At 62.8% G+C, this 15192-nt stretch carries 19 protein-coding genes; 14 read left to right on the forward strand and 5 right to left on the reverse strand.

Translation table 11 applies throughout. The features are described 5' to 3' along the window. Positions 1–8: 8 nt before the first annotated feature. Positions 9–1166 (reverse strand): BamA/TamA family outer membrane protein, encoded by a 1158-nt coding sequence (locus ACP15N_RS04555; protein ID WP_425091028.1) that lies wholly within the window; start codon positions 1164–1166, stop codon positions 9–11. Positions 1167–1275: 109 nt separating this feature from the next. Beyond that, the gene (locus tag ACP15N_RS04560) at positions 1276–1575 is read right to left on the reverse strand and encodes a hypothetical protein (RefSeq protein WP_425091029.1); all 300 of its coding nucleotides are present in this window, start codon (positions 1573–1575) and stop codon (positions 1276–1278) included. Between the two features lie 225 nt (positions 1576–1800). Here ACP15N_RS04560 and phnC point away from each other — a divergent pair, with 225 nt between their 5' ends. The 5 genes from phnC (at position 1801) to ACP15N_RS04585 (ending at position 6451) form a co-directional block, all read left to right on the forward strand. Beyond that, positions 1801–2613 carry a phosphonate ABC transporter ATP-binding protein gene (phnC, locus tag ACP15N_RS04565; protein WP_425091030.1) on the forward strand — a complete coding sequence of 271 codons (813 nt, stop codon included), beginning with the start codon at positions 1801–1803 and terminating at the stop codon, positions 2611–2613. Positions 2614–2671: 58 nt separating this feature from the next. Then, a complete protein-coding gene (gene phnD, locus ACP15N_RS04570; RefSeq protein ID WP_425091031.1) occupies positions 2672–3580 on the forward strand; it encodes a phosphonate ABC transporter substrate-binding protein in 909 nt (302 codons plus the stop codon). A gap of 63 nt (positions 3581–3643) precedes the next feature. Next, the gene (gene phnE / locus ACP15N_RS04575) at positions 3644–4522 is read left to right on the forward strand and encodes a phosphonate ABC transporter, permease protein PhnE (protein WP_425091032.1); all 879 of its coding nucleotides are present in this window, start codon (positions 3644–3646) and stop codon (positions 4520–4522) included. Beyond that, the gene (gene phnE / locus ACP15N_RS04580) at positions 4519–5832 is read left to right on the forward strand and encodes a phosphonate ABC transporter, permease protein PhnE (RefSeq protein ID WP_425091033.1); all 1314 of its coding nucleotides are present in this window, start codon (positions 4519–4521) and stop codon (positions 5830–5832) included. Before phnE (ACP15N_RS04575) ends, phnE (ACP15N_RS04580) begins: the two co-directional genes overlap by 4 nt. Position 5833: 1 nt before the next feature. Further along, positions 5834–6451, forward strand: coding sequence for a chloramphenicol acetyltransferase (locus ACP15N_RS04585; protein WP_425091034.1), 618 nt, complete (start codon positions 5834–5836; stop codon positions 6449–6451). Between the two features lie 3 nt (positions 6452–6454). On the opposite strand, the gene phnF is transcribed toward ACP15N_RS04585, so the two are convergent. Continuing rightward, the gene (phnF, locus tag ACP15N_RS04590) at positions 6455–7186 is read right to left on the reverse strand and encodes a phosphonate metabolism transcriptional regulator PhnF (RefSeq protein ID WP_425091035.1); all 732 of its coding nucleotides are present in this window, start codon (positions 7184–7186) and stop codon (positions 6455–6457) included. Positions 7187–7267: 81 nt separating this feature from the next. On the opposite strand from phnF, the gene phnG reads away from it, so the two are divergent. The 4 genes from phnG to ACP15N_RS04610 are packed head-to-tail and all read left to right on the forward strand — an operon-like array spanning position 7268 to position 9988. Next, on the forward strand, positions 7268–7723 hold the full coding sequence (phnG, locus tag ACP15N_RS04595; RefSeq protein WP_425091036.1) for a phosphonate C-P lyase system protein PhnG: 456 nt from the start codon (positions 7268–7270) through the stop codon (positions 7721–7723). Then, the gene (gene phnH / locus ACP15N_RS04600) at positions 7723–8298 is read left to right on the forward strand and encodes a phosphonate C-P lyase system protein PhnH (RefSeq protein WP_425091037.1); all 576 of its coding nucleotides are present in this window, start codon (positions 7723–7725) and stop codon (positions 8296–8298) included. Before phnG ends, phnH begins: the two co-directional genes overlap by 1 nt. After that, on the forward strand, positions 8298–9389 hold the full coding sequence (locus ACP15N_RS04605; RefSeq protein ID WP_425091038.1) for a carbon-phosphorus lyase complex subunit PhnI: 1092 nt from the start codon (positions 8298–8300) through the stop codon (positions 9387–9389). Before phnH ends, ACP15N_RS04605 begins: the two co-directional genes overlap by 1 nt. Beyond that, positions 9386–9988, forward strand: a complete 603-nt coding sequence (locus ACP15N_RS04610; RefSeq protein ID WP_425091039.1) for an HAD family hydrolase — start codon at positions 9386–9388, stop codon at positions 9986–9988. Before ACP15N_RS04605 ends, ACP15N_RS04610 begins: the two co-directional genes overlap by 4 nt. Before the next feature lie 17 nt (positions 9989–10005). Here ACP15N_RS04610 and ACP15N_RS04615 read toward each other — a convergent pair whose 3' ends face one another. Beyond that, positions 10006–10230, reverse strand: a complete 225-nt coding sequence (locus ACP15N_RS04615) for a hypothetical protein (protein WP_425091040.1) — start codon at positions 10228–10230, stop codon at positions 10006–10008. 77 nt (positions 10231–10307) lie between these two features. Between ACP15N_RS04615 and ACP15N_RS04620 the strand changes: the two genes are divergently transcribed. From ACP15N_RS04620 to phnN, 4 genes are read left to right on the forward strand one after another with little or no spacing between them, the layout of a single operon-like run. Then, positions 10308–11159, forward strand: coding sequence for an alpha-D-ribose 1-methylphosphonate 5-phosphate C-P-lyase PhnJ (locus ACP15N_RS04620; protein ID WP_425091041.1), 852 nt, complete (start codon positions 10308–10310; stop codon positions 11157–11159). After that, positions 11156–11932 carry a phosphonate C-P lyase system protein PhnK gene (phnK, locus tag ACP15N_RS04625; protein ID WP_425091042.1) on the forward strand — a complete coding sequence of 259 codons (777 nt, stop codon included), beginning with the start codon at positions 11156–11158 and terminating at the stop codon, positions 11930–11932. Before ACP15N_RS04620 ends, phnK begins: the two co-directional genes overlap by 4 nt. Before the next feature lie 4 nt (positions 11933–11936). Continuing rightward, a complete protein-coding gene (gene phnL / locus ACP15N_RS04630) occupies positions 11937–12620 on the forward strand; it encodes a phosphonate C-P lyase system protein PhnL (RefSeq protein WP_425091043.1) in 684 nt (227 codons plus the stop codon). After that, positions 12617–13174 carry a phosphonate metabolism protein/1,5-bisphosphokinase (PRPP-forming) PhnN gene (gene phnN / locus ACP15N_RS04635; protein ID WP_425091044.1) on the forward strand — a complete coding sequence of 186 codons (558 nt, stop codon included), beginning with the start codon at positions 12617–12619 and terminating at the stop codon, positions 13172–13174. Before phnL ends, phnN begins: the two co-directional genes overlap by 4 nt. On the opposite strand, the gene ACP15N_RS04640 is transcribed toward phnN, so the two are convergent. Next, positions 13156–13827 carry a DUF1045 domain-containing protein gene (locus tag ACP15N_RS04640; RefSeq protein WP_425091045.1) on the reverse strand — a complete coding sequence of 224 codons (672 nt, stop codon included), beginning with the start codon at positions 13825–13827 and terminating at the stop codon, positions 13156–13158. The two genes, phnN and ACP15N_RS04640, sit on opposite strands and share 19 nt — an antisense overlap. Here ACP15N_RS04640 and ACP15N_RS04645 point away from each other — a divergent pair. Next, positions 13826–15019 carry an alpha-D-ribose 1-methylphosphonate 5-triphosphate diphosphatase gene (locus ACP15N_RS04645; RefSeq protein ID WP_425091046.1) on the forward strand — a complete coding sequence of 398 codons (1194 nt, stop codon included), beginning with the start codon at positions 13826–13828 and terminating at the stop codon, positions 15017–15019. The genes ACP15N_RS04640 and ACP15N_RS04645 overlap by 2 nt on opposite strands. Positions 15020–15192: the final 173 nt, after the last annotated feature.

The raw sequence follows: 15192 nt of genomic DNA on the forward strand, positions 1-15192 counted from the left end.
CGCAGACCTCAGAAGCGCTGGCCGACGGAGATGTACAAAAGCTCCTCCCCCAGGTCGTTTCGACTGACATCCACGGCAAGGTCGACGGGAAACGACTGCGAAACGCGGTATCGCACCCCCAGGCCGCCGGCGACGTTACTGCCATTGTCGCGCAAGGCATCGTAAGTGGCGCCGCTCCAGCCCGTACCGGCGAAGGCGACACCACCGATGCGCTTTGTAAACCGTTGCCGCACCTCGACCTGAAACGACAGCATGCGGTCGTTCAGGAACCGGGTGCCATTGAACCCGCGAAAGTTGTCGGTAATCCCGATGGAGCATTTGTCGAAGAAAGGTGTGTCTTCGGATGCGCCGCAGGTTGCCGCGCGCCCCGCAAGAACGGTCTGTTCAGTCAGTGGGTAATACCCATCAAGCCGAAGGATCGCGCGTTCATATCGGCGTTCATCGGCGTTCAGCACGACCGCCTGCATCACCTCGCCATACAGACGCCTGCCCCGTGTGGGGTAGTCCGTGTCATCACGCAGGTCCCAATCCGCGGTCAGACTGAAATTGACCAGTTCCAGATTGGCCTCTGGCAGCAGTTCATCCGGGAGAGACCCCGGAGCCCCGAAATCGAGCGTCACGTCGGTATCGAGGTAGCGAATATTTCCGCCGAAGGACAAATTGGGGGTCACGCCGTAGGCCAGTCCGACATTCGCGATGTCCCCGGCCTGGCGTAGCGGGATATCGGCAACGCCAGAGATCAGATCGTAGCGCAGGTCGGCGGAGCCGAAGGCAATGTCCAGAAGCCATTTGTTCTCGTTAAACGCCACACTCGCGGCTGCAAGGTATGCCTCGGACCCTTTCTCGGACCTCAGCGCGCCGATCCCGAAGAAGGACGTCCGTGCCCCCGGTGACAGCTTGAACAGATAGCCGCCGCCGATCGCAAGGCCGCTGCCGACAGCCGGGCTGGAGAACGGGACGGGTACGGCGATGAAGTTTCCATCTCGTAGTCCGAGCGCTTCCTCCGGGTTTTCGGATGTTTGCTTGACGGGGCTTGTCACCCAATCCGACGTCTGGGCGCGCAGCGGATGCATCGGCATCGCTGCAAGAACCAGCGTAAGGAAGATCGCAAGGCGTGACAGGGGCAAGGCGTGGCGTCCGGACAGAGTGTGGACCGGGTATGCCACGGGCGGGGCTGCGTATCCATACCAGCGCCGGCCAGGTCGATTTCGTTGCTGGTTTCAGGTCACACAGACAGGACAGGTGCGGCGCCGTGGCCTGATCAAACCGATATCCTCAGGAGGGATCACCAACCGGCTGAAGCGTTTCCCAGTTTTCCCCCATCGCAACCACGCAAGCCGTCCCGTTAGCGTATTGCTGAACGAGCGTCCAGGCTCCGGTGCGCGGTTGAACCCACACCTCCATCAGGGTTTCTGCCCCGCGCAGGCCCCGTCCCCGCCGGGTCGCTCCGGGTTCGGACAGGAACCGATCTTCGAGCCGCGCACGGTCGTCGCAGAACACCTCTGCAATCCGCGCGTTGCCCGGATGCGGCAAGGCAAGCAAAAGTGCCGAAAGGATCATGAACCTAAATGCCATGTGCGCAGGCTATCATGACAGGATCGTTTTGTAACGATTTTATGAAGCCTACGAATGGGTAAACTGTAACGTTTTTACAGACCTGTCGTTTTGGCGGTCAGAGAGCGGCAAACCAGACGCCCTGCGTCACAAATCTGTTGCTGGTATTTCACAGATTTGAAGCAAAACTGTTTAATGGATGTTGAATTCGCACCCTAGTTCCCACCGAGACCACAGGGGGTGTGCATGCTTGCGATTGACGCGCTGACAAAGCAGTTCGGCACGAAAACGGCTGTAGAAAATGTAACATTTTCAGTAGACAAGCCAAAGATGATCGGCATCATCGGGCGCTCGGGTGCGGGCAAGTCGACGCTCCTTCGGATGCTGAACCGCCTCAGCGACGCGACCAGCGGCTCGATTGTTTTCGAGGATCAGGAAATCACGCGCCTGCGCGGGGCCGCACGCCGGTCATGGCAGGCGCGCTGCGCGATGATCTTTCAACAGTTCAACCTGGTACCACGCATGGACGTGGTGTCCAATGTGCTGCACGGCACGTTGAACAGGCGCTCCACGCTGGCCACGATGTTCAACCTCTATCCGCAGGCGGACATTCATCACGCCATTGCGCTGCTGGACCGGCTGGGAATCGTGGAACATGCCGCCAAACGCGCCGAGGCGTTATCCGGTGGCCAGCAGCAACGCGTGGCCATCGCCCGCGCCCTGATGCAAGACCCGCAGATCATCCTTGCGGATGAACCCATCGCTTCGCTTGACCCGATGAACGCCCAGATCGTGATGGAGGCGCTGCGCCGCATTCACGAGGAAGACGGGCGTATGGTGATCGCCAACCTGCACACGCTTGATACCGCCCGCAAGTATTGCGACCGGGTCATCGGAATGCGGGATGGGCGCATCGTCTTCGATGGCACGCCCGAGCAACTGACAACCGGTGTCGCGCGCGACATTTATGGCGCGGGCGCGGATTTTTCCGAAGCTGCGACATCCACGGAAATCGAAACGCTGGACAGGCAGGCCGCAAAAGCCGCCGTGAATGCCTGAGCCAGTCCCATGCCTGCCTCAGGCGGGCCCCTTCCTCTCTGCATCTATGGAGACCTTGATGAAAAAGACCCTTGCACTCGCGCTTGCAGCCACAACGGCGCTGTCGGGCGCGGCCTTCGCCGAAGGCATCACCGAATTCCGCATCGGCATTCTGGGCGGCGAGAACGCACAGGACCGCCTGAACAGCTACACCTGCCTTCAGGAATATACCGAAGAAGCGCTCGGCGTCGAAACCAAGCTGTTTGCACCGGCCGACTACAACGGCGTGATCCAGGGCCTGCTGGGCGGCACGATCGACATGGCGTGGCTTGGGCCGTCGTCCTATGCAGCGACCTACCTGCAAGACCCCGACGCGGTCGAGCCGGTACTGATCAAGGTGAACATGGACGGCTCCATCGGGTATCACTCGATCGGCTTCGCCCGCGCCGACAGCGGCGTAACCTCGCTTGAAGATATGCAGGGCAAGGTGTTCGGCTTTGGCGACCCGAACTCGACCTCCGGCTATCTGATCCCGTCCATCGAGATCCCCGAAATCACCGGCGCGACGATGGAGTCCGGCGACTATTTCGGCGAGGTCAAGTTTACCGGCGGCCATGAGCAGACGATCGTCGCGGTGTTCAACGGCGATATCGACGCGGGCGTGACCTGGGCTGACGGCCAGGGCAACTGGGAAGACGGCTACAACTCCGGCGCGTTGCGCAAGGCGGTGGATGCGGGCCTCGTGGACATGAACGAGATGGTCCAGATCTGGAAATCCAAGGTCATCCCCGAAGGTCCGATCGTCCTGCGCAAGGCGTTGCCGGACGATGTGCGGGCGACCATGACCAAGCTGGTCGATGAGCTGCACGAAAACGATCAGGACTGTGCCTACGGCGTGGCGGCAGGCGAAACGCTTGGCTTCCAACCGGTCACGCACGAGACCTACACCTCGATCGTCGAAGCGCGCAAAGCCAAGATCGGCGGCTAAGGCGACAGACACACGAAACCGGCGGTCCTTCGGGCCGCCGGTTTTTTGATGCAGGGGCAAAGCATGGCAGACGCATCCATACATGACAGCGCGCCACAAAGCGTGGACCGTGTTCAGGCGGGCTACATGGCGCAGGTCCAGCGCCGACGTCTGTATGGCGGGCTCACGCTGGTAATTTTCGTCTTGCTCATGGTCTCTGGCTTTACCATCGCCGATGACCGCAACGCCGGCGGCTTCTGGGACGGGCTGCATCAAATCGGCGACTACCCGTCCGAGGTCGTGAAGGAAGCGTGGGAGAAACGCGCCGACCTGCCAGGCCTGCTGGCGAAATTCTTTCCGGCCCTGGTCGAGACGATCAACATCGCCGCCGTCTCGACGTTGATCGGCGGCATCCTCGGTCTGGTCTTGTCTCTTTTGTCCACGCGCGGCCTGGCGCGGTGGCCGCGACTGATCCCGGTTTTTCGTCGCGTGATGGACATCATGCGCGCCGTACCCGAAATCGTTATTGCACTCGTGCTGATTTTCGTGATGGGCGGCGGGCCTGTTCCCGCGATGATCGCCATCGCGATCCACACGGCCGGAGCGCTCGGAAAGCTGTTTTCGGAAGTGGCCGAGAACGCGGATCTCAAGCCGGTCGAGGGGCTATCGTCCACCGGGGCGACTTGGATGCAGCGTATGTGGCTCGCGGTGCTGCCGCAGGTCGCACCGAACTACCTCAGCTACACATTGCTACGGTTCGAAATCAACATCCGCGCTTCCGCCATCCTCGGCTTCGTGGGGGCGGGCGGCCTCGGGTACGAGTTGCGCAACGCCATGGCCTGGGGACCTGGCCGGTTCGACGAAGCGGCGGCCATCTTCATCCTGCTCTTTGGCACGATCGTGTTCTTCGATCAGGTCTCAAGCCGCTATCGCAATCGCCTGACCGAAGGACATGCCGCATGAGCCCGCAAGATCTGAGCCTGCACATGGACACTGCCGACCGCCTGTTCCGGCGCAAGCGTTTGCGCGCGCTGGCAGTTCCGGCGGTGATTGTGGCTTATCTGGTTTATGTCTTTTTCGCCTTCGACATCCCCGGCCTGAGCAAACGCGCGAACTGGGATAATGCGGTGATCCTGGCCTCCGACAGCTGGTCCTACAAAACCCACGTCACCCGCACCAACCGGACGGGCGAGATTGCCTACGCGGTCGAAGGCGAGCGCAAGGGCGCGTATCCCGAGGGCATGCGCCCGGACTGGGTCTCTGGCGATGATGTTGTCACCGTCGATCTGGGTCGCGACACGATTGTACGGCTGTTGCCGGAAAACCGCACCGAGATCGAGGTGCCCGGGTTCGGGCTGATCACCGCGCAAGCGGAGGGGCGGCAGGTCACTACGAACCTGGGCACGGACATCCCGGATTGGATCAACGCGTCCGACCGCCGGGTGACGGTCACGACGCCCGAGGGTCGGATCACCATGACCGGATCCCGCACGGAGGTGTTCAACTACTTCCCCGGCTGGGAGTTGTTCTGGTTCACGTTCGACAGCCCCTATTACGGTCACGGTGTATTCGAAATTCTGTTCGGTCCCCAGATCGATCCAACCCGAGGCAACGTTGTGGGCGCGATCTCGGATTGGTGGAACAACGCGATGTGGCGGCACAGGGACGTGGCCTGGGCGATTGGCGAAACCATATTGATGGCATTCCTCGGCACGTTCGGCGCCGCGATCATCGCGCTTCCTCTGGCCTTTCTGGCCGCCAAGAACTTTGCCCCGCTCGCGCTTGTGCGCAGCCTGACCCGGCGCCTGTTCGATTTCGTGCGCGGCGTGGATGCGCTGATCTGGACGGTGGTGCTGGCCCGGGCCTTCGGGCCCGGCCCGTTGACTGGCGCGCTGGCGATCCTGATCACGGATGCGGGCACCTTCGGCAAGATCTTCTCCGAAGCGTTGGAGAACGTGGATGACAAACAGATTGAGGGGGTCGCCTCCACCGGGGCCAAACCGCTCCAGCGCTATCGGTTCGGGGTCATCCCGCAGATCGTTCCCGTGCTTCTTGCACAGGTTCTTTACTTTCTGGAATCAAACACCCGCTCTGCCACGATTATCGGGGCAATCACCGGTGGTGGGATCGGGCTGATGCTGACCCAGGCGATCCAGACGCAGAAGGACTGGGAAGAGGTCGCCTATTACATCATCCTCGTGATCGTAATGGTCATGCTCATGGACTGGTTTTCGGGCTGGTTGCGTGGGCGTCTGATTGGACGCAAGGACTGAGATGGCACGACTGAAGGCCGATGCACCGTTTGTGCATCCTGATTGCGAGATAACGAACTCAACCTTCGGTGCCTTCACCGAGGTCCATCGCGGCGCGCGGATCCTGAACAGCCAGTTCGACGATTACGCCTATTGCGACCGCTATGCCGATATCGCGAACGCCTATATCGGCAAGTTCGCCAATATCGCGAGCTTCAGCAGGATCGGGGCGACGGATCATCCATTGCACACGGCAGCGTGCCACCATTTCCTGTATCGGTCTGGCGATTACTGGGACGATGCGGAAACCGACCCGGACTTCATGGCACATCGCGCATCCCGCCGGGCACATGTCGGAAACGACACCTGGATCGGCCATGGCGCGATGATCAAGCCAGAGGTCAGACTGGGTCATGGCGCGGTTGTCGCGGCAGGGGCAGTGGTGACCAAGGACGTCGCGCCCTACACCATCGTGGCCGGGACACCCGCAGCGCCGATGCGTGACCGGTTGCCAGCTGACCTTGCCGAGAGGGTGATTGCGCTGGCGTGGTGGGACTGGGATCACGCCCGATTGCGTGCAGCCCTGATGGATTTTCGGGCACTCAAGGTCGAGGCTTTCCTTGAGAAATACGGCGGCTAGGCGCTAGACCTCCAGTGTCAGCGTGACCCGGTCTCCGGCAAACCAGGTGCGCCCGAACTCCACCGGCCGCCCGTCCGGATCGGCGTTCACCCCACTCGAACGCAGCAAGGGTGCGCCTTCGGTCACGTGAAGATGCAGCGCCTGCGTTGCATCCGCCGCAACCGCGGTCAACCGCGTGCTCAGCCGCGTGTAGTCGGCAACGCCAACCTCCGCCAGGGCGCGCGTCACGCTCCGGTGATCGGCAAGGGCGGCTTCGATGCCGATCAACCGGCCCACCGGGAAGAGGCTTTGAAACAAGGCAATCGGCTGCTCGTCTGCGAAAGACAAACCATGGTAGGCGCAAACCGCGTCGCCCGTCGCAAGGTCCAGAGCCGCCGCCTCCCCTTGCGTGGCCGCGCGCGTCTCGATGTGCAGGACGCGCTTTTCAGGGCGGCGCCCTGCGGCGAGCAGGTTCTCGTGAAACCGGACCCTGCGCCCGATCGGGTATTCGGTGGGTCGGGCCATGACGAACACGCCGGCCCCCCGTCGCGCACGCACCAGGCCTTCGTCGGCCAGGGCAGACAGGGCGTGCCGCACAGTGTGGCGGTTTACACCGAAGCGTGTCGCGAGCGCCGCTTCGGTCGGCAGCTTGGCACCAGTGGTGTACCGCCCTTCTGAGATGTCACCGCGCAGCGCTGTGGCGATGGCTTGCCATATCGGTGTCCTGCGCGGCGATTTTCGGCTCTTGTCACTCAATCTTCACAAATCTCCCGGTGCGCATGACGCCGTATCTGCTAAGATAAGTATAGTTGTATAGTATATGCAGAAGTTGTCGAGATGAAAGACACACAGCCCGACACAGACGACCGCAGAACGTGGATGAGTCTGATGGCCAAGGCCCCGCAAGGGCGCGTGGCCGCGTGCTTTGACGCTGTCGGGGTGCAGCCCGCATTCTCATGGCTGCGCCGCCCCGAGATAGGCAGTGTGATGGTGCAGGGACGCGCGGGAGGCACTGGCGCGGCCTTCAACCTTGGCGAGATCACGGTGACTCGGTGTGCGGTTCGTTTGGCGACCGGCGAAGTTGGCCATGCCTATCTGCAAGGGCGGCGCAAGCAAGACGCCGAAGCAGCGGCCTTGATTGACGCGCTGATGCAAACCGACAGCGCGCCGCAGATGCGCGCCGCCGTTCTCGGCCCGCTGCGAGAGGAACGCGACGCCGCTCGCGCCACGCGCGCGGCCAAGGCCGCAGCAACGAAGGTCGATTTCTTCACCATGGTGCGGGGAGAGGATTGATGCCAACGCAGACCGGCACCACGGCCCTTGGCGGTGGCTTCAGCGATCCAGCCCGTCAGTCAGCACACGCATTTCGCGCGTTGATGGAGGCGATGGCCCGTACCGGCACCATCCACGCAGTCCCTGGCGCGACGCCTCCCGCTCCCCTGTCCGGGGCCGCAGGTATTGCCATTCTGACCCTGTGCGACATCGACACGCCCTTGTACCTCGCCGGTGCCGCGGATTGCACAGCGGTGCGGGACTGGGTTGCCTTCCAGACCGGGGCGCCGATCTGCGCGCCCGGCGATGCGGCGTTTGCCTTGGGCACTTGGCGCGATCTTGGCCCGTGCGACAAGTATCCCGTCGGAACCGCACAATACCCCGACCGCTCGACGACTTTGATCGTGGAGGTGCCGACCCTTACGCCGTCCGGCTCCACATTGCGCGGCCCGGGCATTCAACACATGGCGCAGCTGTCACTCCCTGAGACCGCGGCGTTTCAGGCCAACCGCGCGCTGTTCCCTCGGGGCCTCGATTTCCTGTTCACCTGTGGGGACCATCTGGCCGCCCTGCCCCGCACGACGGAGGTGCGCTGATGTATGTCGCGGTCAAGGGCGGCGCGCGCGCCATCGAGAATGCCCATGCATGGCTGGCCGAGGAGCGGCGCGGAGACACATCCGTTGCCGAACTGTCCGTGCCGCAAATCCGCGAACAACTCAGCCTTGCCGTGAACCGGGTCATGGCCGAAGGTTCGCTCCATGATCCGGACCTTGCGGCACTTGCGATCAAGCAGGCGCGTGGCGACCTGATCGAGGCGATCTTTCTGATCCGCGCCTATCGCACGACCTTGCCGCGGTTTGGGTCATCCGCTCCGTTGGACACCGGCGCCATGCAGTGTGACCGGCGGGTTTCGGCTACGTTCAAGGATGTTCCCGGCGGTCAGATCCTTGGGCCGACCTTTGACTACACGCATCGCCTGTTGGACTTCAAACTGGCCGCCGACGGCGGTGATGTGCCGGAGGCGGACACGCGCACCGCAGCTCCCGGGCCGGTGCCTCGTGTGACCGGTTTTCTGAACGACGAGGGCCTGATCGAGGACGCTCCCTGCGACCCGACCACACCACCGGACCTGACCCGGGAGCCGCTGGCGATGCCAGCCGACCGCGCCCTGCGCCTGCAAGCCCTGGCCCGCGCGGACGAGGGGTTCACGCTGGGTCTGGCCTACTCCACCCAACGCGGTTACGCGCGCAACCATGCCTTCGTAGGAGAATTGCGGATCGGCACGGTCGCGGTGGAAATGGAGATCCCCGAGCTCGGCTTTGCCATCGAGATTTCCGAGATCACTGTCACGGAGTGCGAAACCGTCAACCAGTTCAAGGGGTCCAAAACAGAGCCACCTCAATTCACGCGCGGCTACGGGCTGGTCTTCGGGCAGACGGAACGCAAGGCCATTTCCATGGCGTTGGTCGATCGCGCGATGCGCTGGGAAGAACTCGGGGAGGACTTCGTGGGCGCACCCGCGCAGGATACGGAGTTCGTGCTGTACCACGCCGACAATATTCAGGCGACGGGGTTCCTTGAGCATATCAAACTGCCCCACTACGTCGATTTCCAATCCGAACTTGAGCTTGTGCGCACCTTGAGACGCGGGGCGCACGCGCACCAGATGCCGGAGGCCGCGGAATGAGTGCGCGCGCCGTCGTATTCGATATCGGTGGGGTGCTGGTCGACTGGAAACCGCATCTGGCCTGGATGGACACGTTCGACTCCCGCGCGGCGGTTGAGGCATTCATGGACCGGGTCGCGTTCAAGGAGCGCAATGCCCGCGCCGACGGCGGTGCACGGTTTTCCGATCTTGCGGCCGAGGTCGACGATCCGCAGGACCGCAAGTATCTGTCGGAATACGTCGCGCGCTTCACCCGCACGGTTCAGGACAGGATCGAGGGGACATGGGACCTGCTGGACCGCCTGAGGGATCGGGGGGTTGAAACCCACGCCATTACCAACTGGTCAGCCGAGACGTGGCCCGAAGGGCTGAGGGCCCAACCACGCCTTGCCGACGTGTTCGGGGTGACAGTCGTTTCGGGGCAGTTGGGCATCATGAAGCCCGATGCGCAGATCTTTCACACCCTGTGTGACCGCGCCGGGTTGTCTGCGGACGCGTGTGTGTTCATCGACGACGGGATGCACAACGTCAAAGGCGCGATGGCCGCAGGCATGGATGGCATCCATTTCACCGGGGCCAGTGCGCTGGAAAGTGACCTGCGTGACAGGGGGGTGCTATGATCGCCGAAGCAGCGCGGTCAGTCGCCGCCTCCCCCATCTCCACCGCCGCAGTCGCCGCCACCCGCTCCTCCGCCGCAGTCGCCGTCCCCGCCGTTGCCGAGAACGGTGTCACTGATAACGCCCGACCGTGCCTCCAGCCAGCACCCCAAGACGCTTTCAGGCCAGATCGCCACGACTGCAGATCGGCAGAGCAAGACCGCAAAGACGAGCAAGGCGCCGTAGATGATCCATTCGATAGTCACGTGCAGAAGTCCTTCTTGCGTACCGACCCGGATCACATCGCAACAAACAATGGCCTGGATACGGCAGAGGCAAGACAATGAGCGACTACAACTTCGCCTATCTGGATGAGCAGACCAAACGCATGATCCGGCGCGCGATCCTCAAGGGGCTCGCCATCCCCGGCTACCAGGTGCCGTTCGCCTCTCGCGAAATGCCGATGCCGTATGGGTGGGGCACCGGAGGCGTTCAGGTCTCGGCGGCGGTTCTGACACCTCAGGACACGATGAAGGTGATCGACCAGGGCGCGGATGACACGACCAATGCGGTCTCCATCCGCCAATTCTTCGAGAAAACCGCGGGCGTAGCGACGACAACACACACGACCGAGGCCAGCGTGATCCAGACGCGGCACCGGATCCCCGAGACCGACCTGACCAAGGGACAGATCCTTGTCTATCAGGTCCCTATTCCGGAACCCCTGCGGTTCCTAGAGCCACGCGAAAGCGAAACGCGCAAGATGCATGAACTCGAGGAATACGGGCTGATGCACGTCAAACTCTATGAGGATATCGCCCGGCATGGGCATATCGCGACCTCGTACGCGTATCCGGTCCGGGTGGAGGGGCGCTATGTCATGGACCCCTCTCCGATCCCGAAGTTCGACAACCCCAAGCTGGGTGCATGTGCCGCGATCCAGTTGTTTGGCGCGGGACGGGAGCAGCGGATTTACGCGCTGCCCCCCTACACCGAGGTTGTCAGCCTTGATTTCGAAGATCATCCGTTCGACGCCTCCAAAGCTGATCACCCGTGCGGTCTGTGCGGAGCCGAGGACAGCTATCTGGACGAGGTGATCATGGATGATGCAGGCGCGCGGATGTTTGTCTGCTCTGACACCGATTTCTGCGAGGGCAGACGCGCGGCAGGTCACGCCGGAAAGGACGCAGCATGACCGACACGCCCTTGCTTTCCGTGACCGGGATCACCAAGCGCTACGGCGCTCATGTCGGCTGCGCCGATGTCGCGTTCGACCTTTTCCCCGGTGAGGTCATGGGGATCGTGGGCGAGAGCGGGTCAGGCAAGTCCACGCTTCTGAACTGTTTGGCCGGGCACCTAACCCCGGACGCAGGCAAGGTTGTGTTCGACACCCGTGCCGATGGCCCGCGTGATACCTTGGCCATGTCCGAACCCGAACGCCGTATGCTGGGGCGCACCGACTGGGCCTTCGTCCACCAGCACGCCCGCGACGGGCTGCGCATGGGGGTCAGCGCCGGTGGCAATGTCGGCGAGAGGCTGATGGCCGTGGGCGCACGAAATTACGGCGGCATCCGCGCGCAGGCCACCGATTGGCTGGGTCGGGTGGAAATTGACCCGTCGCGCATTGACGACCGTCCGACCACGTTTTCCGGAGGCATGCAGCAACGCTTGCAGATTGCGCGAAATCTCGTGACCGGACCACGGCTCGTATTCATGGACGAACCGACCGGGGGGCTCGATGTCAGCGTGCAGGCGCGGCTTCTGGATTTGCTGCGGGGGCTGGTGCGCGATATGGGTCTGTCGGCGATTATCGTCACCCACGATCTGGCCGTTGTGCGGCTGCTGGCGGACCGGCTGATGGTGATGAAGGACGGCCATGTGGTGGAATCCGGGCTGACCGATCAGGTGCTCGATGATCCGCAACACGGGTACACGCAACTGCTCGTCAGCTCCGTTTTGCAGGTGTAAGGCGATGATAAATCTCAAGAATGTGTCAAAAACGTTCACACTGCACACGCAGGGCGCTGCCCTCATCGAGGTGCTATCCAACTTGAGTTTGTCTGTCGCGCCAGGGGAATGTGTTGCGCTGACCGGCACATCCGGGGCTGGAAAATCCACCCTGATGCGGATGATCTATGGCAACTATCGCGCACAGGGCGGCGAAATCCGCATCGACACGACAGACCTCGTGCAAGCGGCTCCGCGTGACGTCATCCGCATCCGGCGCGACACACTCGGCTATGTCAGCCAGTTCCTGCGGGTGGTTCCGCGCGTGGCCGCGCGCGATGTGGTGGCCGAACCGCTCCTGATGCTGGGCACACCGTCAGAGGAGGCCCGGGCGCGAGCGGACGCGCTTTTGACCCAGCTCAACATTCCCGAACCACTCTGGCAGCTATCGCCCACCACGTTCTCGGGCGGCGAGCAGCAACGCGTGAATATCGCACGCGGCTTTGCATATCCCTACCCCGCGCTGTTGCTGGACGAACCAACGGCCAGCCTCGATGCCGTCAACCGCGAGGTTGTCCTGACGTTGATAGAGGCCGCCAAGCTGCGCGGAAGCGCGATCATCGGAATCTTCCATGATGAGGCGGCACGTGCCCGCGTCTGTGACCGGGAAATCGACGTGGCCCGCTTTGCCCCGGCGCAGGCCGCATGAGCATGACCTCATCTCCCGGGCGCCTGATCGCCGTTGTCGGACCGTCCGGCGTCGGCAAGGACAGCGTGATGGCGGGGCTGGCAGCCTCAGATCCGGGGCTGCAACGTGTGCGCCGCGTGATTACACGGGACGCCGATCAGGGTGGGGAGGACCACACCCCCATGACAGCAGAGGCGTTCGAAGCCGCCGCCGGGCGAGGTGCGTTTTGCCTGCATTGGTCCGCGCATGGCTTGCGATACGGTTTGCCAGCACAGGTTCTTCGGGATGTGAACGCAGGCGCCGACCTGCTCGCCAATTGTTCGCGCGGAGCGCTGACAGAGGCCGCGTCGGTGTTTCCGCGCATGGTGGTTCTGCATATCACCGCTGATCCCAAGGTACTCGCGCAGCGTCTTGCTGACCGGGGACGCGAAAACGCGGCGGATATCGAAAGGCGCCTTGCGCGTGCAACCGATGCCATTCCGGGCGGGCTGATCATCATCACAGTTCGCAATGATGGCGCCCTCGAAGACACGGTCGCGGCGGCGCACACGGCCCTTCAGCCGGTCAGGGCATAACGTTGAATACGTTCGAACATACCGTCGGGTCTTTCGCCGACCAGCGCAATCTCGTCCATGACAAAGGGCGCGGGCAAAGGCGGAAGCGCGTCTGCGACCACCTCCTGCCACCGGCGCGCAGTGCCATCGGGCAACGTGCCGGTCAGCGTCAGGTGGAAGCGAAATGCATCCATCACGTAAGGGTACCCCCAACGGGTCAACATCGCTTCTTGCAGCGGCGACAGGCGCGCGCGCCGACGGCGGGCCAGCTCGGCCATCGTTGGCGGCGCACGAAAGGTATCAAGGTCCGACACACAGGCAGCCGCGACGCGCCCGATCTCCGATGCGTCCCCGATCGGCGTCAGCGCCAGAAATCGCCCCAGACGAGACAACGCCAGCCCATCGCAGCGCGCCGGAGCCGTGCGTTCAGCCAGCGCCGCCACCGCATCTTCCAATTGCGCAGCCTCGACACCGCCGCACACTCGAAACGGGGGCTTCAATGTGCCATGAAACCCGTACTTGCGCGGTGTCGCGGTCACGTCACCGATCCCGCCCACATCTGGCTGCGCCACGCTTCGGCCCGCGCAGACATCCCAGCCCAACCACGCTGCCCCGAAAGACGCCAAGGTCTTGTCGGTGGGCAAGTAATAGATCGCGAAACGAGTAAATGACATGAATTCTCCCTTCGTTCCCGGCGCTGTCGCAGATGCAGATGACACGCGCGTGTCACATGCGCTGTGCCTCGCCAATGCGCGTCTGATCCTGTCGGGCAGGGTATTGCATGGGCGGCTGACCATTGAAAACGGCTTGATTTCAGAGATTTCAGAGGGCGACCGCGTCCCGGCTGGCGCAGTGGATTGCGACGGCGATCACCTCATGCCGGGATTGGTGGAGTTGCACACAGACAATCTGGAACGGCATTTGGAGCCGCGCCCGGATGTGGACTGGCCGCATACCTCTGCCCTGCTGGCACATGATGCGGAATTGGCCTCTACCGGGATCACGACGGTATTCGACGCGCTGCGCGTCGGATCGATCCATGGCGGCAAGACCCGGTATGACGCCTATGCCAGAAAGGTCACCAACGAGTTGCTGTCATTGCGGGCACAAGGCGGGTTCAAGATCAGCCATTTTCTGCACCTTCGCGCCGAGGTGTGCTCTGAAACCTTGATGCAGGAACTGGCCGATTTCACGCCGGAGGACCGCGTCGGAATCGTCAGTCTGATGGATCACACCCCGGGCCAGAGGCAGTTCCGCGACCTGTCCGCGCTCAAGACCTACCTGCAAAAGAAACGCAGCCTGACCGAGGCGGAGTTCGCCGAGCACGTCGCACGACTGAAGGACTTGCAGGTCAGATACGGCGCGCAGCACGAAGCCGGTGCCGTAACAGAAGCAACCAGACTGGGCGCCGTTCTGGCCAGCCACGATGACACGACCACGGAACAGGTCGAAGTTTCGCACCGCAACGGCGCGCGTTTTGCCGAATTCCCAACCACGGTTCAGGCCGCAGAGGCCTGCGCCGCGCGCGGTATCGCGGTGATGATGGGGGCACCCAACATCATCCGGGGCGGGTCGCATTCCGGCAACGTCTCGGCGGCGGAACTGGCCGAGGGCGGACTTCTGGACATCATCTCGTCGGATTACGTGCCTTCCGCGTTGTTGTTGTCGGCCTTTCGCCTTGCGGATCTGTGGAACGATCTTCCCCGGGCTGTGGCCTGTGTTACATCGAACCCGGCGGCGGCGGCGGGTCTGTCTGAACGCGGACGGCTGGAGGTGGGATTGCGCGGTGACGTGATCCGTGTGGGGCAAATCGCACAAACACCGGTCTTGCACGGCGTCTGGAGTCAGGGGCAACGCGTGGCCTAGGCACTCCCCGTGTTTCAGTTTGCGCCGCGCTCCCCCGTATTTGTGCAGGGGGAAGCCCTGAACATTCAGGGGCCTGAAATCCGCGAAAACCGATCCGTGACGCTGTATTGTCGGTACTTTTCAAGTCGATCGTCACGTCCGGACACGCCTGCGACACAATGACACCAGAACAC

The organism is Tropicimonas sp. S265A (genome assembly GCF_049800835.1).
Taxonomy (GTDB): Bacteria; Pseudomonadota; Alphaproteobacteria; order Rhodobacterales; family Rhodobacteraceae; genus Dinoroseobacter.

Excerpts from the sequence above, each read along its gene's own strand:
- phnE (WP_425091033.1), top strand. The coding sequence starts at position 4,519 with ATGAGCCCGCAAGATCTGAGCCTGCACATGGACACTGCCGACCGCCTG.
- ACP15N_RS04640 (WP_425091045.1), bottom strand. The coding sequence starts at position 13,827 with ATGTCATTTACTCGTTTCGCGATCTATTACTTGCCCACCGACAAGACC.
- phnN (WP_425091044.1), top strand. The coding sequence starts at position 12,617 with ATGAGCATGACCTCATCTCCCGGGCGCCTGATCGCCGTTGTCGGACCG.
- phnD (WP_425091031.1), top strand. The coding sequence starts at position 2,672 with ATGAAAAAGACCCTTGCACTCGCGCTTGCAGCCACAACGGCGCTGTCG.
- phnC (WP_425091030.1), top strand. The coding sequence starts at position 1,801 with ATGCTTGCGATTGACGCGCTGACAAAGCAGTTCGGCACGAAAACGGCT.
- ACP15N_RS04560 (WP_425091029.1), bottom strand. The coding sequence starts at position 1,575 with ATGGCATTTAGGTTCATGATCCTTTCGGCACTTTTGCTTGCCTTGCCG.
- ACP15N_RS04585 (WP_425091034.1), top strand. The coding sequence starts at position 5,834 with ATGGCACGACTGAAGGCCGATGCACCGTTTGTGCATCCTGATTGCGAG.
- ACP15N_RS04620 (WP_425091041.1), top strand. The coding sequence starts at position 10,308 with ATGAGCGACTACAACTTCGCCTATCTGGATGAGCAGACCAAACGCATG.
- phnK (WP_425091042.1), top strand. The coding sequence starts at position 11,156 with ATGACCGACACGCCCTTGCTTTCCGTGACCGGGATCACCAAGCGCTAC.
- phnL (WP_425091043.1), top strand. The coding sequence starts at position 11,937 with ATGATAAATCTCAAGAATGTGTCAAAAACGTTCACACTGCACACGCAG.
- phnG (WP_425091036.1), top strand. The coding sequence starts at position 7,268 with ATGAAAGACACACAGCCCGACACAGACGACCGCAGAACGTGGATGAGT.
- ACP15N_RS04645 (WP_425091046.1), top strand. The coding sequence starts at position 13,826 with ATGAATTCTCCCTTCGTTCCCGGCGCTGTCGCAGATGCAGATGACACG.
- ACP15N_RS04605 (WP_425091038.1), top strand. The coding sequence starts at position 8,298 with ATGTATGTCGCGGTCAAGGGCGGCGCGCGCGCCATCGAGAATGCCCAT.
- ACP15N_RS04610 (WP_425091039.1), top strand. The coding sequence starts at position 9,386 with ATGAGTGCGCGCGCCGTCGTATTCGATATCGGTGGGGTGCTGGTCGAC.
- phnH (WP_425091037.1), top strand. The coding sequence starts at position 7,723 with ATGCCAACGCAGACCGGCACCACGGCCCTTGGCGGTGGCTTCAGCGAT.
- phnE (WP_425091032.1), top strand. The coding sequence starts at position 3,644 with ATGGCAGACGCATCCATACATGACAGCGCGCCACAAAGCGTGGACCGT.